22 protein-coding genes are annotated in these 25,136 nt (G+C 45.7%); 12 read left to right on the top strand and 10 right to left on the bottom strand.

What is annotated here, in order from left to right; genetic code table 11:
* The first annotated feature begins 108 nt into the window (after window positions 1–108).
* The 7 genes from uhpA to ACWYVB_RS03490 all read left to right on the top strand — a co-directional run bounded on the left by uhpA (window position 109) and on the right by ACWYVB_RS03490 (window position 9,831).
* Window positions 109–717, top strand: coding sequence for a transcriptional regulator UhpA (uhpA, locus tag ACWYVB_RS03520; RefSeq protein ID WP_005376090.1), 609 nt, complete (start codon window positions 109–111; stop codon window positions 715–717).
* Window positions 717–2,219, top strand: a complete 1,503-nt coding sequence (uhpB, locus tag ACWYVB_RS03515; protein ID WP_457527998.1) for a signal transduction histidine-protein kinase/phosphatase UhpB — start codon at window positions 717–719, stop codon at window positions 2,217–2,219. The genes uhpA and uhpB overlap by 1 nt, the downstream gene beginning before the upstream one ends.
* A 6-nt stretch (window positions 2,220–2,225) precedes the next feature.
* Window positions 2,226–3,566, top strand: a complete 1,341-nt coding sequence (uhpC, locus tag ACWYVB_RS03510; RefSeq protein WP_005394568.1) for an MFS transporter — start codon at window positions 2,226–2,228, stop codon at window positions 3,564–3,566.
* Between the two features lie 124 nt (window positions 3,567–3,690).
* Entirely contained in the window at window positions 3,691–4,908 is a 1,218-nt protein-coding gene (gene manA, locus ACWYVB_RS03505; RefSeq protein ID WP_457527995.1) for a mannose-6-phosphate isomerase, class I, read from the top strand.
* 350 nt (window positions 4,909–5,258) lie between these two features.
* Entirely contained in the window at window positions 5,259–6,521 is a 1,263-nt protein-coding gene (locus ACWYVB_RS03500; protein WP_394625732.1) for a hydroxymethylglutaryl-CoA reductase, read from the top strand.
* A gap of 406 nt (window positions 6,522–6,927) precedes the next feature.
* On the top strand, window positions 6,928–8,496 hold the full coding sequence (locus ACWYVB_RS03495) for a DUF1800 domain-containing protein (protein WP_457527993.1): 1,569 nt from the start codon (window positions 6,928–6,930) through the stop codon (window positions 8,494–8,496).
* 9 nt (window positions 8,497–8,505) lie between these two features.
* Complete coding sequence (locus tag ACWYVB_RS03490; protein WP_457527991.1) at window positions 8,506–9,831, top strand: DUF1501 domain-containing protein; 1,326 nt, start codon at window positions 8,506–8,508, stop codon at window positions 9,829–9,831.
* An 86-nt stretch (window positions 9,832–9,917) separates the two neighbouring features.
* Here ACWYVB_RS03490 and ACWYVB_RS03485 read toward each other — a convergent pair whose 3' ends face one another.
* Window positions 9,918–11,012, bottom strand: coding sequence for a ketoacyl-ACP synthase III (locus ACWYVB_RS03485; RefSeq protein WP_005394577.1), 1,095 nt, complete (start codon window positions 11,010–11,012; stop codon window positions 9,918–9,920).
* Window positions 11,013–11,174: 162 nt separating this feature from the next.
* Here ACWYVB_RS03485 and trxC point away from each other — a divergent pair, with 162 nt between their 5' ends.
* Window positions 11,175–11,609 carry a thioredoxin TrxC gene (gene trxC / locus ACWYVB_RS03480; RefSeq protein WP_005394579.1) on the top strand — a complete coding sequence of 145 codons (435 nt, stop codon included), beginning with the start codon at window positions 11,175–11,177 and terminating at the stop codon, window positions 11,607–11,609.
* A 176-nt stretch (window positions 11,610–11,785) separates the two neighbouring features.
* Window positions 11,786–12,946 (top strand): MFS transporter, encoded by a 1,161-nt coding sequence (locus ACWYVB_RS03475; protein WP_457527989.1) that lies wholly within the window; start codon window positions 11,786–11,788, stop codon window positions 12,944–12,946.
* 48 nt (window positions 12,947–12,994) lie between these two features.
* On the opposite strand, the gene ACWYVB_RS03470 is transcribed toward ACWYVB_RS03475, so the two are convergent.
* Window positions 12,995–13,384: a nitrous oxide-stimulated promoter family protein gene (locus ACWYVB_RS03470; RefSeq protein ID WP_005394584.1), complete on the bottom strand. Its 390-nt coding sequence runs from the start codon at window positions 13,382–13,384 to the stop codon at window positions 12,995–12,997.
* Window positions 13,385–13,397: 13 nt separating this feature from the next.
* Entirely contained in the window at window positions 13,398–13,907 is a 510-nt protein-coding gene (locus tag ACWYVB_RS03465; RefSeq protein ID WP_104970738.1) for a GNAT family N-acetyltransferase, read from the bottom strand.
* Between the two features lie 136 nt (window positions 13,908–14,043).
* Here ACWYVB_RS03465 and ACWYVB_RS03460 point away from each other — a divergent pair, with 136 nt between their 5' ends.
* The gene (locus ACWYVB_RS03460; protein WP_012842232.1) at window positions 14,044–14,235 is read left to right on the top strand and encodes a DUF2986 domain-containing protein; all 192 of its coding nucleotides are present in this window, start codon (window positions 14,044–14,046) and stop codon (window positions 14,233–14,235) included.
* Between the two features lie 53 nt (window positions 14,236–14,288).
* Here ACWYVB_RS03460 and ACWYVB_RS03455 read toward each other — a convergent pair whose 3' ends face one another.
* Together ACWYVB_RS03455 and ACWYVB_RS03450 are read right to left on the bottom strand one after the other, a co-directional pair.
* The gene (locus tag ACWYVB_RS03455; RefSeq protein WP_457527987.1) at window positions 14,289–16,460 is read right to left on the bottom strand and encodes a TonB-dependent receptor; all 2,172 of its coding nucleotides are present in this window, start codon (window positions 16,458–16,460) and stop codon (window positions 14,289–14,291) included.
* Window positions 16,461–16,549: 89 nt separating this feature from the next.
* Complete coding sequence (locus ACWYVB_RS03450; protein WP_457527986.1) at window positions 16,550–17,287, bottom strand: siderophore ferric iron reductase; 738 nt, start codon at window positions 17,285–17,287, stop codon at window positions 16,550–16,552.
* A gap of 420 nt (window positions 17,288–17,707) precedes the next feature.
* Here ACWYVB_RS03450 and ACWYVB_RS03445 point away from each other — a divergent pair, with 420 nt between their 5' ends.
* Window positions 17,708–19,039 carry an anaerobic C4-dicarboxylate transporter gene (locus tag ACWYVB_RS03445; protein WP_104972636.1) on the top strand — a complete coding sequence of 444 codons (1,332 nt, stop codon included), beginning with the start codon at window positions 17,708–17,710 and terminating at the stop codon, window positions 19,037–19,039.
* Window positions 19,040–19,127: 88 nt separating this feature from the next.
* Here ACWYVB_RS03445 and ACWYVB_RS03440 read toward each other — a convergent pair whose 3' ends face one another.
* Window positions 19,128–19,616: a LabA-like NYN domain-containing protein gene (locus ACWYVB_RS03440; protein ID WP_005394594.1), complete on the bottom strand. Its 489-nt coding sequence runs from the start codon at window positions 19,614–19,616 to the stop codon at window positions 19,128–19,130.
* 117 nt (window positions 19,617–19,733) lie between these two features.
* On the opposite strand from ACWYVB_RS03440, the gene ACWYVB_RS03435 reads away from it, so the two are divergent.
* Window positions 19,734–20,174: a DUF4174 domain-containing protein gene (locus ACWYVB_RS03435; RefSeq protein ID WP_012842228.1), complete on the top strand. Its 441-nt coding sequence runs from the start codon at window positions 19,734–19,736 to the stop codon at window positions 20,172–20,174.
* A gap of 13 nt (window positions 20,175–20,187) precedes the next feature.
* Here ACWYVB_RS03435 and cobA read toward each other — a convergent pair whose 3' ends face one another.
* The 4 genes from cobA to nirB form a co-directional block, all read right to left on the bottom strand.
* Complete coding sequence (cobA, locus tag ACWYVB_RS03430; RefSeq protein ID WP_457527983.1) at window positions 20,188–20,946, bottom strand: uroporphyrinogen-III C-methyltransferase; 759 nt, start codon at window positions 20,944–20,946, stop codon at window positions 20,188–20,190.
* A 171-nt stretch (window positions 20,947–21,117) separates the two neighbouring features.
* On the bottom strand, window positions 21,118–21,969 hold the full coding sequence (locus tag ACWYVB_RS03425) for a formate/nitrite transporter family protein (RefSeq protein ID WP_182036261.1): 852 nt from the start codon (window positions 21,967–21,969) through the stop codon (window positions 21,118–21,120).
* A 196-nt stretch (window positions 21,970–22,165) separates the two neighbouring features.
* Complete coding sequence (gene nirD, locus ACWYVB_RS03420) at window positions 22,166–22,489, bottom strand: nitrite reductase small subunit NirD (protein WP_182033633.1); 324 nt, start codon at window positions 22,487–22,489, stop codon at window positions 22,166–22,168.
* Window positions 22,490–22,502: 13 nt separating this feature from the next.
* Complete coding sequence (nirB, locus tag ACWYVB_RS03415; RefSeq protein WP_256966025.1) at window positions 22,503–25,067, bottom strand: nitrite reductase large subunit NirB; 2,565 nt, start codon at window positions 25,065–25,067, stop codon at window positions 22,503–22,505.
* Window positions 25,068–25,136 lie beyond the last annotated feature (69 nt).

The following is a 25,136-nucleotide window of genomic DNA, read 5'->3' as shown; positions in this document are numbered from 1 at the left end:
CGCAAGATCATTAAAAAGCATGGTTCAATTCAGTATCATTAAAGATTTTTCTATTGGCTCCTGTTGGAGCTTATTGTTGTTAGTCGTCTGCTCTATTTGGTTGTAATAATGATTCATGTTGCTCTAGTTGATGATCACGTCATCGTGCGTTCGGGTTTCGCACAATTATTAAATTTAGAAAGTGATATTACCGTTGTTGGTGAATTCGGCTCTGTCGCCGAAGCGCGAAAAGGGTTGCCTGCGGTACACCCTCACGTCGTCATCCTAGATATTTCCATGCCAGATGAAAGCGGCTTAAACTTTCTTAGCGAAATACCAACTGGCATTGCCTGTGTGATGCTTAGCGTGCATGACTCCCCTGCGATGGTGGAAAAATCACTAAAGCTAGGTGCAAAAGGCTATCTTAGTAAACGCTGTAGCCCAGACGAACTTATTCAAGCCGTGAGAACCAGTGCTTCTGGCGGCTGTTACCTCACATCAGATATTGCACTTAAACTTGCAACGCCTAGCGACAACACCACCTCTCTATGCCAACTGACAAAACGTGAAAACGAGGTCTGTCAGCTACTTGCGACCGGGTTGGATGTAAAGTCAGTCGCGGCAGAGCTTGGCTTGAGCCACAAGACCGTGCATGTGCATCGTGCGAATGCCATCGACAAACTCGGCGTGAAAAACAACGTTGAGCTCGCCAAATTATTTTCTCAAGAGTCCTTTTAATGCGAGCTTACGCTGTTACTACCATTTGCGGACTATTTGTTATGGCTTGCGCCTGGTTTTGCTTGTGGGTGATTGCCTATTACTTTGTCAATGATCCCGAGCTGGCGATCTTATTGTTTCCTTTCGCTTTACGATTAGGTGTCGCCCTGCACACTCGCACCGCTTATTGGCCGACGATTTACCTTTCGGAGTGGGGGCTTTCCATCGCACTTGCGATGTTACTGGGTCAACCGCAGTGGCTTACCGTGCTGATTGCGAGCATTGCCAGTATCCCGGTCACTCTGATTGCGAAAAAATACTACTACGGAGACCAAAACCGCCATTTAGCCGTGATGAGCGTTGTCATTATCATTAGCGCGTTTATTAATGTGATGGCCGTTGGTTTTCACGTTCCTTCGGTTTACATGGTGTGGCTGGCTAGCATTTCTGGAGGCTTGCTCGTGGTGCCTATGTGCTACTTGTTATGGAGTTATTTGTTCCAAAGTCGTTGGTCTCCGCTTAGCTCTCTCCTACTTAGTAATACCGTTGTATTTCAGGTGCGTCATATCGTGCTTTATGCGCTGCTTTTGATCGGCAGTATTTTGGTGCAAACCAGTTTGCCTGAAGAGCTAAAACGATTTGCGCCATTTTGTATGGCGATTCCAATCATCGTGCTTGCTCTGCGTTACGGCTGGCAAGGTGCCCTGCTCGCCACCATGCTCAACAGCATTGCGCTGATTGCGGCTCGTAGCGGGGTGTCGAATCTAGAAATCACCGATTTGTTATTATCTCTCTCAGCGCAAACCATCACTGGCATTATGCTCGGTTTAGGGGTTCAGAAACAAAAAGACCTCAATCACAAACTGCGCGGCGAACTTGCACGCAATCAGAATTTGTCTCGCCAGCTTATCAAAGCGGAAGAATCCGTAAGACGCGATATTGCGCGCGAGCTACATGACGAAATCGGCCAGAACATCACGGCGATCCGCACACAAGCCAACATCATTAAGCGGGTAAATAACGCAGAAACAAGCGTGGGTTGCGCCGACATGATCGAAGGGCTTTCCCTCAACGTGTACGACACCACTAAGCGACTGTTAAGCAAGCTAAGACCAAAAATGCTGGATGATTTGGACTTAAAAGAATCCGTCGAGCAACTGACGCGAGAGATGGAATTCGCCAATCACGGAACGACTGTTCAACTGAACTGGCAGGGCGATTACACCAGCCTGAGTGACACACTCAAAGTCACCCTATTCCGTTTATGCCAAGAGTCATTGAATAACGCCGCCAAATATGCAGAAGCGCAGTTGATCAATATTGAACTGACAATTGGAGAAGCTGCGGTGTCACTGATGATTCACGATGATGGTGTCGGCTTCAAAGTTCAGGACAGCATGAAAGGCATGGGCGTTCGCGGCATGCAAGAGCGTGTGCACGCGTTAGGTGGAAAAATGGTTATCTACTCCACCAGCGATCAAGTGATCGGCACACAAATCAGCATTACTTTACCTAAGGTGTAACTCAAGATGTTTGGATTTTTACGTTCACCTAAATTTACTCAACCGAGTCTGAGCAACGAGCAAATCGACCAGCGTTACCGCCATTGGCGTTTGCACATTATGTTGGGGATGTACATCGGCTACGCAGGTTTCTACTTTACCCGTAAGACCTTTAACTACGCCGCACCAGCTATGATTACCGATCTTGGCTTAGATAAAGGCGATTTGGGTCTTATCGGTACACTTTTCTACATCACCTACGGCTGCTCGAAGTTTATTTCTGGCACGATTTCGGATCGCTCTAACCCTCGTTATTTCATGGGGCTAGGCTTGATTGCGACAGGTCTGGTCAATATCGCGTTCGGCTTTTCTAGCTCACTCGCGGCTTTCATCACTCTGTGGATCTTAAACGCTTGGTTCCAAGGCTGGGGCTGGCCTTCATGCTCCAAGCTGTTAACCACTTGGTATTCACGCTCCGAGCGTGGCTTCTTATGGGCGATTTGGAACACCGCACACAACGTTGGTGGCGCGCTGATCCCTATTTGGGTGGGCTATTTAACGTTGCACTACAGCTGGCGTGAAGGCTTTATTCTACCCGGCATCATCGGTGTATTACTCGGTCTATTCGTTTGTTGGCGATTGCGCGACAAACCCACAACAATGGGCTTACCAAGTGTCGGACAATGGCGCAACGACGCACTAGAACTTGCGCAAGAAAATTACGGACGTGGCCTCACCTACCGCGAAATTCTGAAATCGTACGTATTTAACAACAAATACATCTGGCTGCTCGCGTTCAGTTATGTGTTGGTTTACATCGTCCGAACCGCAATAAACGACTGGGGAAACCTGTATTTAACCGAGCAGCATCACTATAGCCTGATTAACGCCAACGCTGCTCTGTCGATGTTTGAAATCGGTGGTTTTGTTGGTTCATTGGTTGCGGGTTGGGGCTCAGACAAACTCTTTGGCGGTAACCGTGGGCCAATGAACTTGCTGTTCGCGATTGGGATTTTCTTATCTGTCTCTGCGCTTTGGCTGATGCCTCTGACCAACTTTGCATTCCAAGCGGCGGGATTGTTCTCCATCGGCTTCTTTGTCTTTGGGCCACAAATGCTGATCGGTATGGCGGCGGCTGAGTGCTCTCACAAAGATTCTGCCGGCGCGGCAACAGGATTCGTGGGCTTGTTCGCCTACATGGGCGCAGCATTGTCTGGCTATCCACTGGCGTTAATTCTTGAAGAATATCATTGGACGGGTTTCTTCATCACCATTTCAGTTTGTGCAGCCGTCATTGGCCTTTTGTTGCTGCCATTTTTGCAAGCGCAACCATCACGAAAACCACTCGAACCAAAACCTCGGTTGTAAATCGACTTATCGCCCTTCGGGCAAATTGGCGAGTGACCTAACCGCGCTCGCCATCCTTATTTAACGTATCTCTGCTCAATTTTTCTTCCGATTCAGTTCGGAGGGTTAACTATGGGAAAAATTCATGAATTTGAACACTATTTCATCGCATAGCTTCTTTCAAATGAACAACAAAATCCAAAACTACGCTTGGGGAAGCACCTCGTCTATTCGCGATTTGTTTGGCTTTTCTAACGAAATGAATGAACCTCAAGCAGAAGTATGGATGGGTACTCACCCAAACGGCTGCTCTGAAGTTCAGGTTGAGCAAAAAACGCTGCCTTTGTCTGAACTGATCAAACAAAACCAACCCGCTTACTTATCAGCGGAAACTTCAGCAAAATTTGGCGATCTGCCCTTTTTGTTTAAGATCTTAGCGGCCGAACACGCACTGTCGATTCAAGTTCATCCAAGCAAACAAGATGCCGAAATAGGTTTCGAAAAAGAGCAAAGTGCTGGCATCCCACTAAACGCGAGCCATCGTAACTACAAGGATCCAAACCACAAACCTGAGTTGGTATACGCGCTGACAAGTTACCAAGCCATGAACGGTTTTCGCTCGTATGCCGAGATTATTGAGGCATTTAGCCTTTGCGATATCGATGAGCTACGCGCGCCACTAGATGCATTCAAACACGAAGCCAACTCACAAGGTTTACGAAATTTCTTTGTGCACATTCTGACCATGGAAGGAGAAACAAAAGAGCGAGCACTGAAACAGCTTCTTGCCCACGCTTCACGTCAATCGGAGCAAGGCGCTGACAGCGACGTTTTCCAGCTCATCTTGGATCTATCCACTCAATACCCCGGCGATGTCGGCTTGTTTGCGCCATTGCTGTTGAATGTCATCACGCTGCAACCTGGCGAAGCGATGTTCCTAAGCGCAAGAACGCCACACGCTTACATTAAAGGAACGGGATTAGAGATCATGGCGAACTCAGATAACGTTTTGCGTGCAGGACTCACGCCGAAACATATGGATGTTGAAGAACTGGTTAAATGCACAGACTTTGTGCCTAAGCCGTTTAACAGCCTTGTTCTTGAACCCAATGCCAATGGTTGCCAGAGCCTTTACCCCGTTCCAGTCGCAGACTTTAGTTTCAGCATTCTTAACCAACCGAATCACGACGTGGTTGAGGCAAACAGCGCAGAGATTTTGATGGCGATTGATGCCGAACTGACACTCATCAGTGATAACGGTGAGACGTTAACCGCCGCGAAAGGACAATCTGTATTTGTTCCTGCTTACGTTGGCCATTATCGCATTCAAAGTGCGGGACGTGTGGCTCGCGCCTTCAACTAGTTTTTGAACAACTGATTCAAACTAGCGTCTGACCCAAGGGACTGGGTTAGACAATTTATTCCTTTCATAGATTGAGCCAGTCCGCTTTTAAGGTACTCATGCTTGCACTTTTTCGACTCAAATCCGCAGCAGCCTAAGCCATCTAAGTTCTCTACCCCCGATTCTTCTGTTCACTACAGCACTCATTGTCAAAACCCATTTATTTCCGGTAAATCCTCCGCTCCAATATCAAATTACTTGGATAACAAAGGCGCTCACACAGTGGTATTTGTTGCAAAACGTATAATCAACGTTGTAATCAAAGCCCCAATCACTACAATCTCTGGTTCGATTTTTCAGTTAACGTTTGTATGCCGAAGTTAAACCAAGATAACCCTGTTCAAAGCTCCGCCCTTTCCGATATCGAAACCAGTAGTAAGATTCAATCGGCATTAGAACCGAAGTTTCACAAGCCAGAGAAACGTCTCTGCTTAAGCCCTGGCCTATCGGATAAGCATTTGGCGCGCCGTTGGCAAGTATTGGAACACGTGACCAATAAAGATCATCTTCTTGATCCTTTCACACAGTCACATTGCGACGCTTACTCCAACAACATCGAGCACTTCATTGGTACTGTCAATGTGCCGGTCGGCATCGCAGGCCCTTTGCGCGTCAATGGTTTGTATGCGAACGATGACTTTTTGGTTCCGCTCGCAACGACAGAAGCCGCGTTAGTCGCTTCCTACAACCGTGGCGCAAATCTTATTACCGCCGCTGGTGGCGCGAGCGCATTGTTGCTGAGTGAAGGGGTGAGCCGAACACCAGTGTTCGCCTTTAATCACCTTGCCGACGCTGGCCAGTTCGTTAGTTGGGTTGTGACCCAGTTTGACGTATTTCGTCAAATTGCGGAATCCACCACCTCACATGGCAAACTCAAAGACATCAATGTAAATATCGAAGGAAACCATGTTTATTTGGTCTTTGAATACGTGACTGGTGACGCTTCCGGACAAAACATGGTGACCATCGCAACAAACGAAGTATTCCATCATATTTTGGCGACCAGCCCAATCAAACCAACGCAAGCCTTCTTGGATGGCAACTTATCAGGCGACAAAAAACCAAACGCGCACACACTGCGCTCGGTACGCGGTAAAAAAGTATCCGCCGAAGTGACCATTCCTGCTGAGTTGGTGGAAAAATATCTGCATACAACACCAGAGTCTATGGTTCAATTTGGCAAAATGACCACAGTGGGCGGTTTACTCAGCGGGACAATTGGTGTCAACGCGCATTACGCAAACGCCCTTGCCGCGCTTTACATTGCTTGTGGTCAAGATGCCGCTTGCGTTGCAGAGTCTGCCATTGGCATCACTCGTATGGATGTGGACGCTCAAGGCAACTTATACGCGTGCGTGACCTTGCCAAACATCATGGTGGGAACGGTTGGCGGGGGCACTGACCTTCCAACGCAAAAAGCATGTTTGGATATTTTGGGTTTGCACGGTAACGGCAATGCGAAAGCGTTAGCCGAAGTCGCAGCTGCGCTTTGTCTGGCTGGCGAACTCTCGATTGTGGGCGCATTTTGTGCCGATCACTTCTCCCGAGCTCACCATAAACTTGCTAGAAAATAATCCTTTTACTTTGTACAAGAGAACACCCATGCGGTTTTCTCTTGTGCCAATAAAGCAACTTTATTTATTAGCTCATAAATTAGTTTAAGTTGTATTGTAGACTTAATGATTACACCACTCTCACGTTGACCGCATTATTGCAGTATCACCACACATTCCTCGCTATATCACTGTTTGACCCTATTCTCACGCAATATTAAATATCAGTACGTTACCTAAATAAATATCAAAAACATCTAGCACTAAAGTACCAAATTCATAGATTGAGTTTTTTGTTAGTCACTTATAGAGACTATACTCGTTCCTGCAGCTGCTTGATTTTTCTAAATTTATTATTTAGCTCAAATGAGCTTAATCACTCCCGTTAAATGGATTTAAGTCGTTCCCTCGGGTAAGCGAGTTAACTATGAGACGTCAGAAACAGAATGAAATCTCTTGTTGGGTTCTAGGGTTGATTATCTTATTACTAAGTTACGTCCCTTCAGTACCAGCAGAAATGGAACTAACGCCCTCCGATCAAACCGTTGCGCGTTTCCTCTATCAGAGCACTTTTGGGCCAACACCAACATTAATTGATGAGGTAGAAGAAGTCGGGATGGAAAGTTGGATATCTCAACAAATCTACCTTCCTGCCACCTATCATCAACCGCTCTATCGGACACCTTTTTCCAAAGGCGCACAATCCAATCGAGAAAACGCTTGGTATCAAATTGTTATTACTGCTGATGATCAACTCAGACAACGCATGGCGTATGCATTAAGCCAGATCTTAGTGGTCTCTCGCTATGGCGGTGTTCTTTCCAGTAAGCCCACTGGTCTAGTCGACTACTATGATGTATTGATTGCTAACGCTTTTGGCAACTACCGAGATTTATTATATGACGTTTCCATTCATCCTGTTATGGGCAGCTATTTGTCCATGCTCGGTAGCGCAAAAGAGAACAACACGACGGGTGCATTACCTGATGAGAACTTCGCTCGAGAGTTGATGCAGTTGTTCACCCTAGGCTTGTATGAACTGAATATCGATGGCAGTAAAAAGCTTGATCGTAAAACGGGTAAGCCTATCCCCACATATACCCAAACGGATATTCAAGAGCTCGCTCGAGCATTAACTGGGTGGAAAAATGCCGATTTAGCGTTTGTCGAACCGATGCGAGTCATCAGCTACCGACACGATGGTGGCGAGAAACGATTGCTTGGTAACACAATTCCTGCTGGTTTAACTGCGCAAGAAGAGCTTTCAAAAGTGATCGATATTTTGATGTCTCATCCAAACATGGCGCCGTTTGTTTCTAAGCTACTTATCCAACGTTTTGTAACTTCGAATCCAAGTCTGGAGTACATCGCACGTGTTGCTTCGGTATTCAATAACAATGGCAAAGGAGAAAAAGGAGATTTAAACGCGGTCATTCATGCCATCTTGCTCGATTCTGAGGCTCTAGGCATGACAGATACCCCGCCAATAAAAGTGAAAGAGCCAATACTGGTCCTAACTAATTTTCATCGAGCAGCGGGTTTTACAATCAAATCTACACGTTACGAAGACGCTACTACGATGATGAATATCGCCAATCAAGGACCTCTTCGTTCTCCTTCCGTATTTAATTTTTACTCTCCTGAGTACCAACCATCTAACGAGTTTACGGAGTCTGGTATTAGCTCTCCTGAGTATGAGCTACTGAACTGGTCCGTTTATACCGATTTGGTCAACTATATGTTGACCAGCACTCGCAGAGGCGGCGGTGATTCCTACACTCTCGATCTCGGCGAGTTTTATCTTCTTTTGGATGATCACGATGCCTTAGTCGAGCTGGTTAACGAACGCTTCTTTGCAGGAACGGCCTCGGCGGAATTAAAAAAACTCATGCTCACCGTGTTAGATGAATATCGTGAGGACTATGTGCCAACAACAAAGCTCGCCTTGGTGATTTTTACCGCCATTTCCGGCGATGAATTCTATATTCAGGATTAGGAGTGGATTATGGATATTTCACGACGACATTTTATAAAAAGCACTGCATCGATGGGCGCTTTAGCTTCGCTTGGTCTACCGGGTTATTCTCTCGCGGCGCCATCTAATGACTTTCGAGCATTAATATGTGTTTATTTAGCAGGTGGAAACGATGCGTTCAACACTGTACTGCCGTTGTCTGACGCGCACTATAACCAATATGCCAAAGTCAGAGGGGCTCTTTCTGTCGCCAAAGACGACATACTCCCTATCAATTTGCGTACCGCCGATAGCTCGGATAATCTGGTAGAACTTGGCTTACACCCCAAACTAAAGGCGCTGTCTTCAATTTTCGAACAAGGCGATGCCAATATCGTGCTCAATAGCGGTATTCTCAACCATCCCGTTACAAAACAAGCGATTGAGCTAGGTGAAGCGTCACTTCCCGAGCAACTGTTTTCCCACAATTCACAAACTGACGCTTGGTTACTTGGTGGTATGCAAGAATCTAGCAACTTGGGTTGGGCAGGAAGAATGTTGGACGTATTAACTTCTGAATCAGAAATAACCCCACTATACAGTGTGCACGGGAACTCGCTTTGGTTACGCGCGATGGAACACCGCCAAACCGTGCTGAAAAAAGACCGTGCGGTTCAGCTTACCGCGATTGATAACCCGCTATATAAGGGGATCTATGACCAACTGCTTTCTCATCAAACAGAGAATCCGTTTAGTGGTCACTTTAATTTGATGGTTGATGAGTCGATGATGATGAGCCGTGTACTAAGCGAGCAACTCAATCATATTGATGACGCGCCGCTGTTCACCTCATCAACACTCGGCAAGCAGATGCAAACCGTCTATAAATTGATCGCAAGCCAAGATGTGTTAAAGCAACAACGACAAATCTTCTTCGTTAAACACTCTGGCTACGACCTACACGATTCTCAATTAGTTCGACACCCCGTACTACTCGAAGATCTAGCGACTAACCTCTTAGCAATGTATCGTGCGATTACGCGGTTGGGGCTAAACAAGCAAGTCACCTCTTTTACAATGTCTGACTTTGGTCGACGGATGACAAGCAACGGTAACGGCACCGATCACGGTTGGGGTGGTCATCAACTATTGATTGGGGGCGCGGTGAATGGTCAGCGACCTATCGGCACATGGCCTGAACTAGTATTGGGCGGAAACGATGACTATTCTCAAGGTCGACTCATACCCCAAATTGCAGCAGATCAGGTGGGCTCAACCCTCGCGCAATGGATGGGCGTGAGTGATAACGCGGCATTGGAATACGTGTTCCCGAATATCCGCAACTTCGCTAATTCAAACCTTGGTTTTATGGCTTAAGCTGCTTTAATGAGCTCTTATTTAACATGTCATGAAAAAGGGAGCATTTACGCTCCCTTCTCAATATCATTCCCGCTGAGTGTCCGTTACGCTTCGTCGCGACGGCGCTCGTTACACAGCTTAATGGCACGCTCAAGTAATTCTAGCGCGGATTGCTCACATTCAGGCAGAGCCGCATCACTTTCACCAATTGGCGTTACGCGGTCACCCCATTTCAATACTGCCGCCCCCCATGTCAAACCTGCACCAAATGCAGCAAGAAGCATGTTATCACCTGGGTTAACTCGGCCTTGCTCTACCGCTTCACATAATGCAATTGGCACCGTCGCTGCAGAAGTATTACCGTAGTTTTGGATGTTCACAAACGCTTTGTCGTGTGGGATCCCAGATAGGTCACATAGGGTTTGAATAATACGAATATTCGCTTGATGAGGAATAACAACGTCGATTTGGTCGGTAGTTAACTGTGATGCTTTAAGCACGGTTTTCGCAGCTAGCCCCATGCCTTTTACCGCACGTTTGAAAATTTCTTGTCCTACAAAGTTGAAATCCCAGTAACCGTTGTCTTCCGCAAAACGGTCCATACAAGTACCAAACTTTGGTACGGAAAGAATATCGCGACCTTTAGCGTCACAACCAATTTGAGATTGCAGTAGACCCGTTTCTTTTTCTGTTCTTGATAACACAACGGCGCCCGCGCCATCACCAAATAGAACAGCGGTATCTCGCATGGCCCAATCGATGTAGAAAGACAATCTTTCCGCGCCAATAATGATCGCGTTGCGATAGTTACCTGATTGAATCAAACGTGTGCCCGTTTCAAGGCCGTAGACAAATCCCGTACATGCGGCATTTAAATCAAAGGCCGCCGCAGAGCGAATGCCCAAGTTCTGCTGTATTTTAGATGCGATGTTTGGAATAAGTGAATCCGGAGAACAAGTCGCCACAATGATTAAATCAACGTCGCTGGCGTCAACGCCCGCGCGCGCCAATGCGTGTTTGGCAGCAACGGTTGCCATGTCTGAAGTATTTACATGGCTAATACGGCGGTTTTCGATACCGGTGCGGGTACGAATCCACTCATCTGAAGTATCAAGGAAAGTGCTAAGATCATCGTTAGAGAGCACGGCAGGAGGAACACATTTCCCCCAACCTGTAATTTCAGCGTAGTAATTTGTCATCGCAGACCTATTTATTGTTGTATTTTAATAAAATTTCTTAGAACCTTAGGCTCAAATACAAACCTGCTCTGCGTTATTTCGGCAGGTTAAAAAATAAGTATACAAATAATGAGGCTGACTGGTAAGTCATGTTTTCATCAATACGTAATAAAGGAAGAAGTCATGTCATCGTTTAAAACTCGCTGCCCTTCATGCGGCGGTCTAAATCGTGTCCCGAATGAGCGTGTTGCAGAGTCTGCAACTTGCGGTAAATGTAAAAGTGCACTTTTTGATGGCGCGCCTATCGAAGGAACGCAAGATAACTTTTCTGCCCTATTACAAAGTGATACGCCTGTTGTCGTCGACTTTTGGGCCCCTTGGTGTAATCCGTGCGTCGGTTTTGCCCCTGTTTTCTCGGATGTCGCTCATGAACAAGCAGGAACGGCTCGTTTTGTAAAGATTGATACAGAAGCACAACAAGCGCTCGCTGCACAATTTGGCATTCGAAGCATTCCTACCATCATGGTTTTCAAGAACGGTCAACGCGTTGATATGATCAATGGTGCGCTACCGAAAAGTCAGTTTGATCAATGGTTAAATCAAGCACTTAATAAGTAATTCTCCACGCCAACCTCACTGGTAGGTTGGCGTTTTTATGCAACTTATCGACCTATCTATTTAACAAATATTATTTGTCGAAACGACTTAAATTAATCATTTTACTTGCCTAACTATTAGCCTCATATTCGCGCCGAATAACCCATAGATTTCATTTAACTTATAGGCGCAAAACAGTGGAAAACACAGTCGTTCCTGCAGCATCACCACGAGTTACAGTTCCAGTCGTCGCACTGTCTCTTTATGCGGTGGCTTCGGGCTATTTAATGAGCTTGATCCCTCTCATGCTCGGTGAATACAACATCTCAGCAGATTATGCGAGTTGGTTGGCGAGTGTTTTTTATGGCGGCTTATTGGTCGGCGCGATGTTTATTGAACGTGTCGTGCGTCAAGTGGGTCACCGTAAAGCGTTTATTGGCTGCTTAGCGGCATTCTCGCTAACGATTGTCACGCTACCCGTTTTTGCTAATGGGTTAGTGTGGCTTGCTGCTCGTTTTATCGCAGGTATTGCCGTTGCGGGCGTTTTTGTCATTGTTGAATCTTGGCTAATGTCTGGCGACGAAGCATCACGTGCAAAACGTTTGAGCTTGTACATGCTATCGCTTTATGGCGGTTCTGCATTAGGCCAATTTGGTATTGGTGTACTTGGCGTCAGCGGCGGTGTTCCGTTCATTGCAATCACAACGCTGATCCTAATGGCGATGTTGGTGCTGATGTTTATTGAGTGTGAACAACCAAACAGCCATGAATCAACCGCTTTGTCATTTAAGCAAATTGCCAAGCTAAACCATGCTGCAATTATTGGTTGTGTTGTATCAGGTTTGACCTTAGGCGCGATCTACGGATTAATGCCTGTTGAGCTAACTAACCGTAAAATCAACCATCAAGACATTGGTACATTGATGGCATTAGTGATCCTAGGTGGCATGTTGGTTCAACCAATGGTGACCACATTGAACAAATACATGAGCCGCACAGTGCTAATGGCGTTCTTCTGTATTTTGGATATTTTTTCGATCGGTTTGACCTTTATTTCATCGTCAGCCGTGGTATTAGCTGCTGCTTTATTCTTTTTAGGTGCAGCTACTTTTGCCTTGTACCCAATTGCGATCAACTTAGGTTGTGAAGGACTTGATGAGCGCTTTATTGTCTCTGCTACACAAGTCATGCTGTTCAGCTACAGCATTGGCTCTGTTGCTGGCCCGGTTGTGGCTGATAAATTTATGGGCCAAGAACACGGCTTACTAGGCTACTTGTTTGCCGCTTTGGTTGCGACTGGCGTATACATGCTACTTGCAGCGAGCAAAACTAAGCAGCGTATGGCCGCTGGCCTCTAACCACGCAACTTCTACTCAACGAAAACGAGGGCATGTCGCCCTCGTTTTTTATTCTTCGCTTTTTTGTTTAGATAAACGTTTGTGACGGTTTGACGCGTTCGCTGCAGGTTTTTCCGGTACCGCGCGCTTTTCATGAAGTAAATGACGAACCGCCAAGATGGGATGTTTCAGTAGCATTCTGGGACCAGAGTAACGCATCACCAAACGCATTTGCTCTTTCGGATCCGGTTTATAACAGTGAATCGGACACTTGTTACACGTCGGTTTATTCTCTCCGTAAGGACAACGGTCAAGACGAACTTCTGCGTATTCAAGCAGCTCACGACATTCTGAGCACAAGTCACTTTTTGTTCCATGGTGATCGTGACAGTAAACCTCTACCATGGCTTTTACCGTCTTAAATTCAGTGGCGAGCTTGCCAAGTAAAATATCGCTCATGAGCTTCCAAAAATCACAACGTCATTGTGTAAAGTTCTAACGTTCGACCATTATCGTATTGCTGCTCAACTCGTTCAAACTCAAAGCCCAGTTTTTTGAGCAAACTTATACTACGAATATTGTCATTGTTGGTGATGGCAGCCAACTTATCGAGTTTCATTTCCCCTCGAGCATATTCCAGCACCGCGGTTGCCGATTCGACTCCGTAGCCGCAACCATAAGCAGAAGGTAAAAAACCATACCCGAGATCGTAGTGTTGCAATGTGTCACGTTTAACTAGCCCACAAATACCGATCGGCCGTCCATCGTCCTTTTTCTCTACTAAGAGTAAACTCACGCCTTTAACTTTTTGCATGCGTAGCATGTTTTCTTTTATATAACGCGCCGCTTCATATTCAGTACGAATTTGTTTATCTCCGACAAAACGGTAAAAGTCTGGTTGGTTATAAAGTTCTAATATGAATGGTGCATCATCTACACTCACAAGACGTAATATCAAACGTTCAGTGATCAGTGTTTTCATTTGGACTCCATTAAAACGCGAGAGATGATTGGACATAGAAACGTACTTGAATCTTGCGACCGACGTAAGGGCTTATTTAGTTGTAACTTGATAAAAAAATAACTATCCTGCCCCGCTAAATTAAAGGACCACCACCATGAACCGCAAGAAGAAAATCAATCAGATCTTAAAAGCGAAGCAGAAGAAGCATAACGCTAAGCTACATAAGAGCAATAAGCCGCGTTATATCTCCAAAGCTGAACGTGCAAAAATGGAAGCTGAAGAGCAAAACCAAGCTTCGGAAAGCACGGAAAATGTTGTAGACACAGTGCCGACAGATCAAGCCTAAAAGAAAAGCCGCTTTATGCGGCTTTTTTGTTTATTGTACGGAGAGAATTGACTTTAATATTCAACACTGTAGTTCAGTGTGAATGTGCGACCTCTTCCTTTGTAGTCGTAAGCTGCTGCATCGTAGTGTGCCGCATAAAGAATCTGCGCACGTTGACCCCAAGCGGTTGTGTAGTCTTCGTCAAATAGGTTTTGAATACCAAAGCCTAACTGCCCAACAGGTAGTGTTACATTACCCAGAAGATCAAACGTGGTGTAGCCCTCCAACTTATTGTTGGCGTCATCTTCGTAATCAAACATCGTCTGACTTTGTAGACGAATTGAGTACGAATCTTGGTAGTATGCAGCCCATGCATTAGCCTTAGACGTACTGGCTTTACCTGCGCTCAAATCCTCCCATTTACCATCGGTTTTCAGCTCAGAAACTACGTAGTGTCCTGATGCCCCTAACAGGATATCGCGGGTCACCCAGTAATTGATGTTTGTTTCTGCACCGTAAACACGCTGCTCGTCGTCAACATTCGTAATCAACAACGTTTTTCTATCATACTTGATGGAGTTGTCTGAAAGCGAGTAATAGCCTGCCGCCTGAAGCGCAAGAGAGTTGGTATCAAGACGGTAACCGATCTCATAGCTGTCCGTTTTAATACCTGACATTTTTGAGTCAGACACATTAATGCTGTTGTTCAACGCATAATGACCGTTTGCATCCACAGCATCATAGCTGCCTTGACCATAGTACTTCGCAGGGTCAGCAAGTTCGAAACCTTGGGAGAAGTTTGCCCAAAGTTGAGATTCATCATTAAGCTGATAAATGGTGCCCAAATTAAACAGACTTATAGAGTAGTCGGTGCTGCCACCTGGTACCGCATCCGCTGACACCCCCTTACCCGAGGCAATCTTCTTTTGTACGCTATAGGCAACAAAGTCATCAATCTTGTTGTCCATGTATTGATAGCGGTAGCCTGCTTGAACAGACCAATCTTGATTAATTTGATAGTCACCTTGAACAAACATTGCGTAAGACGTTACATCTACACCTGGGTAACGACCAACTTCGGCGTACGTTTTATTAATCAAGTTTCCAGAGTTGTTTGCAATGCTTGGATCGAACAGAGCTTGATTGCTCTCAAAACGGTCTAAATACGCATCAACACCATAAACAAGGTTGAATGATTCCCAGTTTTTTGCCAGTGCCAAACGTCCAGCAAAAACCTCTGTCTTTTGCTGAGAAGCACCTTGGTAATAAGGAGTAAACGTTTGGTCCTCACTTCGGTAAGACAACTCGCCAATCAGTTGATGGCCGAATACGCTGTCGTGAGCGTAGTTCGCACTTAAGAGAACTCGCTCTGTACCGTGTTCACGATCGGAATCGAATCCCTCTCGTACATCAACAAATTTATTGTTAACAATGTACAAGCCGTATGGCGAATCTTGCTGGCTGTCATAGTATTGTGCGACAAGGTTTAACTTGCTGGCATCGGAGATTTGAATCTCTGTCGATCCCATCACATCGAGCGTCGAGTTGTATTGCAGAGATCCTTGGGAGATATCTGGCGTGACAATGTCGCCATTTGCGTCAAATGCACCTTGTGTCTCGGTGTACACAACCGAACCCCTAGCGGCAACTCGATCGTTACCACCGGAAATAGACTGGGCTAATTTGTAATCAAAATCGTCGCTACTGTTAAAACCTGTAGTGCCACTCACGTACGATTCAAATGACAATGCATCCGAATACGCTTTCTTGGTGATAATGTTGATAACACCACCTGTAGCGCCAGCACCATAAATGGAAGTTGCACCAGATAGTACTTCAATTCGCTCGATGTTGAATGGGTCAATCGCATCAAGCTGACGACTAATCGGGCGAGAAGACTGCAGTGAAACACCATCAATCATTACCAACATTGCTCTGCCACGCAGGTTCTGGCCGTAGTTAGTTCGACCACCCGTACCAACGTCTAGAGAAGGGATGGTTGCAGAAAGAATGTCACCAAGTGTCTTGCCCGCGCGATATTGCTGAGCAATTTCCTCTTGCCCTACAAACCAAACCGTTCCTGGAATATCAGAAATCGATTTCGGCATCACACTGCCCACGACCACCATTTGTTCATCACTTGGTGTTGATGTTTGTTGAAGTTCTTCCGCAGCTATTGAGCTAACTGCGTATCCACTGCTCATCGCAAGTACGATGAGATTAAGAGAAAACGTCCTTTTTATCATTGTATTTATCTTTTTGTTGTCAACAAGAGCATGCAATGATACTTATTCTCACTCTCAAATCGAGCACTGTTACATAAGTTAACCAAATGTTAATTAGGATTATGCTTGCTCATAAGCTGTCGATTTTTTTCTAAACGAGGACAATCTTCACAAAGCTTTCTGCCTTCACATTTATAGACTAAACAACAGCTTTTTCTGACCAATTTGAGCGGCTGATCCAGTGATGTCTCATAAAGTGAATGACTATTGTTGGCATCTAAACCCAATGCCTGTAACCACAAGATGGCATGCTCACGTAATGTTGTGTTGGTCATTTGCGGAAAACGCTGTTGAAGACGAATCAAACAAGCCATGATCCCATCCGACATCAATTGATGAGTGAAGCCTGGGCGAATGCGCGTCCATTGACTCATTTCTTGTTGGTAGAAATCGAAACACTCTCGAATTTGACGTCCGGCCTCTTTTATTAATTCTTCTGGCTTACCATGTATATGTGTTTCATCAGCGAATCGATATCCAGACACAAAACAAGGCTTGAGTTGCTGCGCCATCTCACGAATGTTTGGCAACGTGTGGAAACCGTAAATAGAAATGAACGCAACATAAACAGGCTGCCAACACAACAAATCCCACGTTCTCGTCAACCAATACGCTTTTCCCGCTTCCGGATGAGCCTCAGACAACTGTTGGTAAAGGCCTTGAATGATCGGATTGATATCGTTTTCGATATGAATAACTTCTTGCCCTATTTCGCCAATATCACCGTGAAGGTAAGGCGTAATCTCACTCGAAGTTTGAAATAGTTGCGGGAAAAATTGCTCAGACATGATGGTTTATTGTTGGTGTAGTCATTCTGACACCTTTATACCCAAGCACTAATCGCAATGCAAACTATTATCCTTTGTGTTTACATAACAAGAGGCTATTCTCATCTGTGGTCTCTGCCTCTATTTTCAAGCTCTTTGCGCCCGTAAGGTCTGGTTACGTATGCGATGAATAGCAACAAACTCTTAAACCTCTTCGCATTTAGCGCTGACATGATCGCAAAAATACACAGCATAAAAACACCCTGATAAAACTGTGTTAACAGTTTCCCTGTGTAGCGTGAGTTATTGCCAATAATTGAATATTGCTGTTTCTTATCCAAAGGAGTGTGAACAACATGAAGTATTTTCTTTCTGAATATCGGGACAATGTAATTAAGTAATTTGGCTATATAGCCCCCTGTTTTGAATAAGGAAATCCACATGTTGTATCTTGAGTTTCTATTTTTGCTCGTGATGCTGTATATCGGCTCACGTTATGGTGGTATAGGCCTTGGGGTCGTATCTGGTATTGGTTTGGTGATTGAAGTCTTCATCTTTAAGATGCCGCCAACCTCCCCTCCTGTCACCGTTATGTTGATAATCTTGGCAGTGGTAACATGTGCATCCATTCTTGAAGCGGCTGGTGGTTTGAAATACATGCTGCAAGTTGCCGAACGTGTGCTTCGTAAGAACCCAAAACGCGTCACCCTGATCGCTCCTTTTGTTACTTACTTTATGACCTTCTTGCTCGGCACAGGTCACGCGGTTTACTCCATCATGCCAATCATTGGCGACGTTGCACTGAAAAACGGCATTCGTCCGGAACGTCCAATGGCAGCCGCTTCCGTCGCTTCGCAAATCGCGATTACGGCCTCTCCAATTTCAGCGGCAGTCGTTTACTACTTGGCACAACTCTCTGATATTCAGCACGAGATCACTCTGCTTTCTATTTTGCTCGTTACTGTTCCAGCGACGCTATTCGGTACGTTGCTGATGTCACTTTACAGCCTAAAACGCGGTAAAGAACTGGAAGACGATGAAGAATACCAAGAGCGTTTAAAAGATCCGGTGTGGCGTGAAAAGATCCTCAACACCACTGCAACGTCTCTTGATGAAGTGCTACCAACAAGTGCTCGTAACTCTGTGTTGCTGTTCATCGCTTCTATCTTGGTTATCGTCGTTATCGCGATGTGGCCGGACATTCGTACCATAGTGGATGGCGCGAAACCAATCAGCATGGCCGTTGTGATTCAAATGATGATGCTCTGCTTCGGCGGTATCATTTTGCTTGCAACCAAAACTGACCCACGTGACGTACCAAACGGCGTTGTTTTTAAATCCGGTATGGTGGCAGCGATTGCTATCTTCGGTATCGCCTGGATGTCAGATACTTACTTCCAATACGCAATGCCTCAGTTCAAATCTGGCATCGTTGAGATGGTAACCAGCTACCCCTGGACGTTCGCGCTTGCGTTGTTCATTGTATCGGTTGTGGTGAATTCTCAAGCAGCGACTGCACGTATGATGTTGCCTGTCGGTCTTGGCTTGGGTCTGGATCCTGCACTGCTTATCGGCCTAATGCCTGCGGTATACGGTTACTTCTTTATTCCGAACTACCCTTCAGACATCGCGACAGTGAACTTCGATACGTCAGGTACCACTAAGATTGGTAAGTGGTACTTCAACCATTCATTTATGTCGGTAGGTTTGATTGGAGTGATTGGTGCTTGCTGTCTGGGCTACTTGTTAGGACAAATGATCATTCCTTCATAATTAGCCAAATCAACAATAAATTAGAGGCGAGTCATTGTACGTTAGCGTAAAGCCTGAATGACTCGCCTTTTCTTTGTCACGTTAGTGATTACAGTAAGAAGTCATCATCAATCGCGACAAAGTTATCTGCACAATCAATCAGAGTTTGGGATGTTAGCTTAGGCACACCATAAACGGTCACCGTTTTATTGAAGCGCTGCTGAATTCGTTCCACCAGAAGACTAAAGTCCCCATCTCCAGAAACGAGAATCACTTCTTCAACTTCAGGGGCAATTTCAATCGCATCAAGAGTAATACCGACATCCCAGTCGCCTTTCGAGCTGCCGTCACGACGCTGAATATAGGGTTTAAGCATTACCTCGAACCCAACACCGCGTAAAATGTGATGAAACTGACGCTGTTTTGGATCGTTACTCGCGATGGCATAAGCACGAGCACTCACCACCTCTTTCCCTTGCGTCGCAACATACCAAAACTGGTTGTAATCAAAATTACTGCGATAAGCTTCGCGACAGGTGTAATACACATTCTGTACATCAACCAAAATGGCGATCTTTTGTTTTCTTTCTGAATTCATCTTTTCTACGCTTGATTTATTTGCTGCCTACCCTAAGTCAGTTTTGGAAAAAGCACAATGAGCCAATTCCACTAAACTTAACGTATAAACGGTATTTGGGTTTCTAGGGGAACTGTCATGGGCGGAAAGTTACTAGTGATACTACTTTCTTGTATCTTGTCATCGACAGCATTCGGTTATCCAGCACATTCAAAGTACTGGCCGCATCGGAGTGTGCTTTACTTCGCTCCAGAAAACGATGAATACGTTAAACAATTCTTACTAGAAACACTTATGAATGAATGTGAGTTGGAAGACAGAGATGTGGTCACATTAGTCATTACAGAACAAGGCTATACGTCTCCAGCTTGGCTCAAAGAAGAATTTGATTTGAAAATGCTTGCCAAGCTGTATGAAATTGAAAAAGGTTCACATACCGCAATTTTACTTGGTAAAGATGGCCAAGAGAAATACCGATGGGGCGCAGAAACGGATTGGCCATTTATCAACAACTTGATTGATCAAATGCCAATGCGTAAGCAAGAAATGCAGAGACGTCATAGCCCCTGCAAAATCTAACCATTAGACGAACTTATTTTCTAAACCAGTCTAGTTTGTTGTGCAACTGAGTCACGCTGCCAACGACGATCAATGCTGGACTGATCGCCTTCTCAGCCATTTCAGAAAGTTCGTTCAACTTTCCTTGGAACACGCGCTGCTCTGGGCGCGTACCGTTTTCAATAATGGCGCATGATATCTCAGGATCTAACCCGTGAGTGACCAGCTTATCCATAATATGGCCGCTTTGCTTCAACCCCATATAGAACACAAGTGTGTTGTTGGATTGCGCTAGTGAATGCCATTCAATCTCACGACCATCTTTTTGTACATGACCAGTGATAAATTGAACGCTTTGTGCATGGTCGCGGTGTGTTAATGGAATACCAGCATAAGCCGTCGCGCCCGCCGCCGCCGTAATACCCGGAACCACTTCGTATTTGATACCAAATTCGGCTAGCTCTTCCAACTCTTCACCACCACGGCCAAAGATAAATGAGTCCCCACCTTTTAGGCGCACAACGCGTTTACCTTCTTGCGCTTTCTGCACCAAGATTTGATTGATCTGGTCTTGTGGTACGCAGTGAAAATCGAGCTTTTTCCCGACATAAATCATCTCGGCGGATACGTGTGCTAACTCTAGAATCTCTTTAGATACCAATCGGTCGTACACCACAACTTCAGCCGCTTGAATCGCTTTCAAACCTTTGACCGTCAGCAAGTCTGGATCGCCCGGACCCGCACCAACTAAAGAAACAAAGCCGCTGTTTAAAGATGAGTTTGCAGTAGTCATATCAATGCCTATCGGAAATTTGGATATAAAGAGTAACACTCACGTTATTAACTTAAGGTTTAAACTACCCCAAGGAGTTATTACTTTTTATAGCTAAATCAATACAATATCTATGAAAGTTAAATGAGTTGAATAGCCCCACCCGCAAAAGATAGGGCCATATAAAGCGGTTTATTTTGCGATTGCCGGCTCTGCGTTTACTTCTTCTTCAGCTACGCAGATAGAAGGCGCTGTTTTCGCATGAGTTAGATACAGTGGCAGACAAGTCATTACGAGACCACCAACGATATTACCTAGGATGGTTGGGATAAGGTTGAAGTTCAACCAAGTCGCGATACCAAAATCCGCACCTAGAATCATACCCAGTGGGAATAGGAACATGTTTACCACGGTGTGCTCGAATACTAGCGCGAAGAAGATGAAGATTGGGAACCACATCATCGCTACACGACCAGATACTGAACGTGCCGTCATGTTGCCGATCACGCCTAGGCACACCATTAGGTTACAGAAGATAGCGCGTACAAAACACGTGATCCATCCGTCCATACCCATGTTTTCAAAACCAAGGCTACGTGCGGTAGAAACTGCCACAAATTTCTTCGCTACTGCGTTCAGTTCTAGAGAGAAGTTACCGGTTAGTGAGATAGCCACTAGGTAAGCCACAATTAGAGAACCGATAAGGTTACCCAAGCCTACAAGACCCCAACAACGGAAGATACGACCCCAAGTGATACCAGGACGGTTTGCAAACTTAGCCAAAGGAGCAAGACCAAAAACACCTGTGACAAGGTCGTAACCCATCACACTGAGAATCACAAAGCCCACAGGGAAAACAAGCGCCCCCACAAGGCCAATGCCCGTTTGTACAATCGCGGTAATAGCAACCACCACTGCAAGAGACAGAATAACGCCTGCCATCGTGCCGCGAAGCAGAAGATCTCGTGTGCTGGTATTAATTTTCGCTTCACCCACGTTGATCATGGTTTGCACGAATTCAGCAGGTTTAAAGTCTGTAGACATGAATGTGTCCTTATTCAAAATTGAAAGTTAAAAAGTTAAAGATTGAATAGAGAAAGGCTTCCCGTTGACACCCACTGCTGTCGACATCATCTCGCTTCCCTGTTCCCCAAAGATGACGCTTGGAAAGCCTTTGTCTATTGAATCTAAGTACTCAGTGCATTCCCTCCCCTTAAGGAGGAGGGAATGCAAACCAAGCTTATGCAGAAATTTCTACTTCACCGTTGGTTACGCGCGTTTTGTACGCTTTCACGTTAAAATGCTCGTCTTCCATACAAGCACCTGTTTTCAGGTTAAAGCGTTGCTTTTTAAGTGGGCTTGCTACCCAAAGTTCGCCTTGGTGCTCACAAATCAAACCGCGAGAAAGCACGTTTGATTGGAAGAACGGGTCTGTGTTGCTGATCGCCAGCACTTCTTCTGCTTGTGTTGGGCGGAATACCGCAACTTGCTGACCATCAACCAGTGCACAAACGCCAGTGCCCGGTACGATGTCGTTGATTTGGCAAATCTTTTCAAATGACATGTTCAACCTTCCCTTATGCTTCAGTGATCGCTACGTGTAGGATGTCGCCTTTCGCTTCAGGATGTTTCTCCGTGAAGGTCGCTGGACGATGCTGTTCGCGCTCTTGAACAAACACAACATTGTCATCGCGCTTGTCAGAGTTGATGAAGTGTGCGAAACGAGTCAGTTGTGATTCGTCATTGATGGTTGCAGTCCACTCACACTCGTACTCGTCTACAAGCTTCGCTACGTCTGCTTCTAGTTGAGCGTTAATGCCAAGTTTGTCTTCAACAATCACTTCGCGTAGGTAGTCAACGCCACCTTCCATGTTTTCCATCCAAACCGATGTACGTTGTAGTGGCGCAGCAGTACGGATGTAGAACATCATGAAGCGGTCGATATACTTGATTAGCGTTTCTTTATCTAGGTCACTTGCAAGTAGGTCTGCGTGACGAGGCTTCATACCACCGTTACCACATACGTACATGTTCCAACCTGCGTCAGTCGCGATGATGCCAAGGTCTTTACCTTGTGCTTCCGCACACTCACGAGTACAGCCAGAAACACCGAACTTCATCTTATGAGGTGTACGAATGCCTTTGTAACGGTTCTCGATGTAAGAACCTAAACCAACAGAATCTTGAACGCCGTAACGACACCACGTTGAGCCAACACAGGTCTTCGCCATACGAAGTGCTTTTGCGTATGCTTGACCTGTTTCGAAACCAGCGTCGATAAGCTTACGCCAGATCTCTGGAAGATCGTCTTTTTGAGCACCAAACAGACCAATACGCTGAGCACCGGTTACTTTGGTGTATAGATTGTATTCAGCAGCAACGTTCGCTAGCGCACCCAGTGCTTGAGGCGTTACTTCACCACCCGCCATACGTGGGATCACAGAGTAAGTACCGTCTTTTTGGATGTTACCTAGGAAGTTATCGTTCGTGTCGTGCAGCTTAACCAGTTGTGGCTTAAGAATGTGCTCACCCCAGCAAGACGCCAAAATAGAGCCCACAAGTGGTTTACATACTTCACAGCCGTAACCTTTACCGTATTTCTCCAGAAGCTCATCAAACGTTTTGATCTCTTCAATACGGATTAGGTGGAACAGCTCTTGGCGCGAGTAAGCAAAGTGCTCACACACGTCGTTTTTCACTTCGATACCAGATTTAGCAAGCTCGGCGTTGAGTACTGAAGTCACTAGAGGAATACAGCCACCACAGCCTGTACCTGCGCCAGTCACTGCTTTGATGTCACCCAATGTGTGGTGACCATCAGCAACCGCTTGAGCGATCTTGCCTTTGGTTACGTCGAAACATGAACAGATCACTGCGCTTTCTGGTAGTGCATCCGCACCGAGTGCTGGTTTCTCAGCACCTGCGTGTGCAGGAAGGATCAACGCATCTGGGTGTTCTGGTAGGTCGATTTCGTTCAACATTAGTTGAAGCAGATCGCCGTAATCAGACGTGTCACCTACTAGTACTGCACCTAGCAGCTTCTTGTTGTCTTCAGAAACGATAAGACGTTTGTAAACTTCTTGCTCTTCGTTTTGGTAAACGTAACTCTTACAACCTTCAGTGCGACCGTTCGCATCACCGATAGAACCTACTTTCACGCCCAACAATTTCAGCTTCGCAGACATGTCAGCGCCTTCGAATTTGCTTTCTGTGTTACCTAGTAGGTGATCAACGGCAACCGTCGCCATCTTGTAACCCGGAGCAACAAGACCGTAGAACATGTCGTTCCAAGACGCACACTCACCAATAGCGTAGATGTTCTCATCAGAAGTCTGGCAGTGGTCGTTGATGGCAACACCACCACGAGGGCCAACTTCTAGCTCCATTTGACGAGCTAGTTTGTCTTGTGGACGAATACCTGCAGAGAATACGATGAAGTCTGTTTCTAGCTCTGAGCCGTCAGCAAAACGCATAACATTGCGTGCGTTTGTGCCTTCTGCCGCAATCTCAAGCGTGTTTTTGCTAGTGTGAACGTTCACGCCCATGCGCTCGATTTTTTGACGAAGTTGGTTACCACCAGCTAGATCAAGTTGCTCAGCCATTAGCTTTGGTGCGAACTCAACAACGTGCGTTTCTACACCTAGTGCTTTCAATGCGCCTGCCGCTTCAAGACCTAGCAGACCACCACCGATAACCACGCCTGATTTGCTGTTTTTCGCACACGCTTCAATCGCTTTTAGATCTTCGATCGTGCGGTAAACAAAACAGTCTTTGCTTTCATGACCTTTGATAGGCGGGACAAATGGGAATGAGCCTGTAGCAAGAATCAGCTTGTCGTATTGAACTTCACGGCCAGTGCTTGAGTAAACAATGCGGTTTTCACGGTTAATGTTAATCGCACGTTCACCGATCAACATATTGATGCCGTGTTTCTCGTAGAAGCCTTCTTTCACTAAAGAAAGTTCATCTGCAGTGTGGTGAGAAAAGTAAGAGGAAAGGTGCACACGGTCGTATGCGACACGAGGTTCTTCACAGAAAACGGTAATCTCCATATTAGAGATATCAGCTTTCTCGACTAAGTCTTCAATATAACGGTGCCCTACCATACCGTTACCGATGACTACTAGCTTCAACTTGCTCATTATAATTCCTAAGGGTTAGGTTCTTATCACTGAGCTCATTGTTAATTGTGAAAGAAAATTAATACATGA

Source organism: Vibrio sp. JZG10, assembly GCF_054064075.1.
Note: the sequence above shows the minus strand (reverse complement) of the source record. Positions and strands in the feature narration are given on the sequence as shown.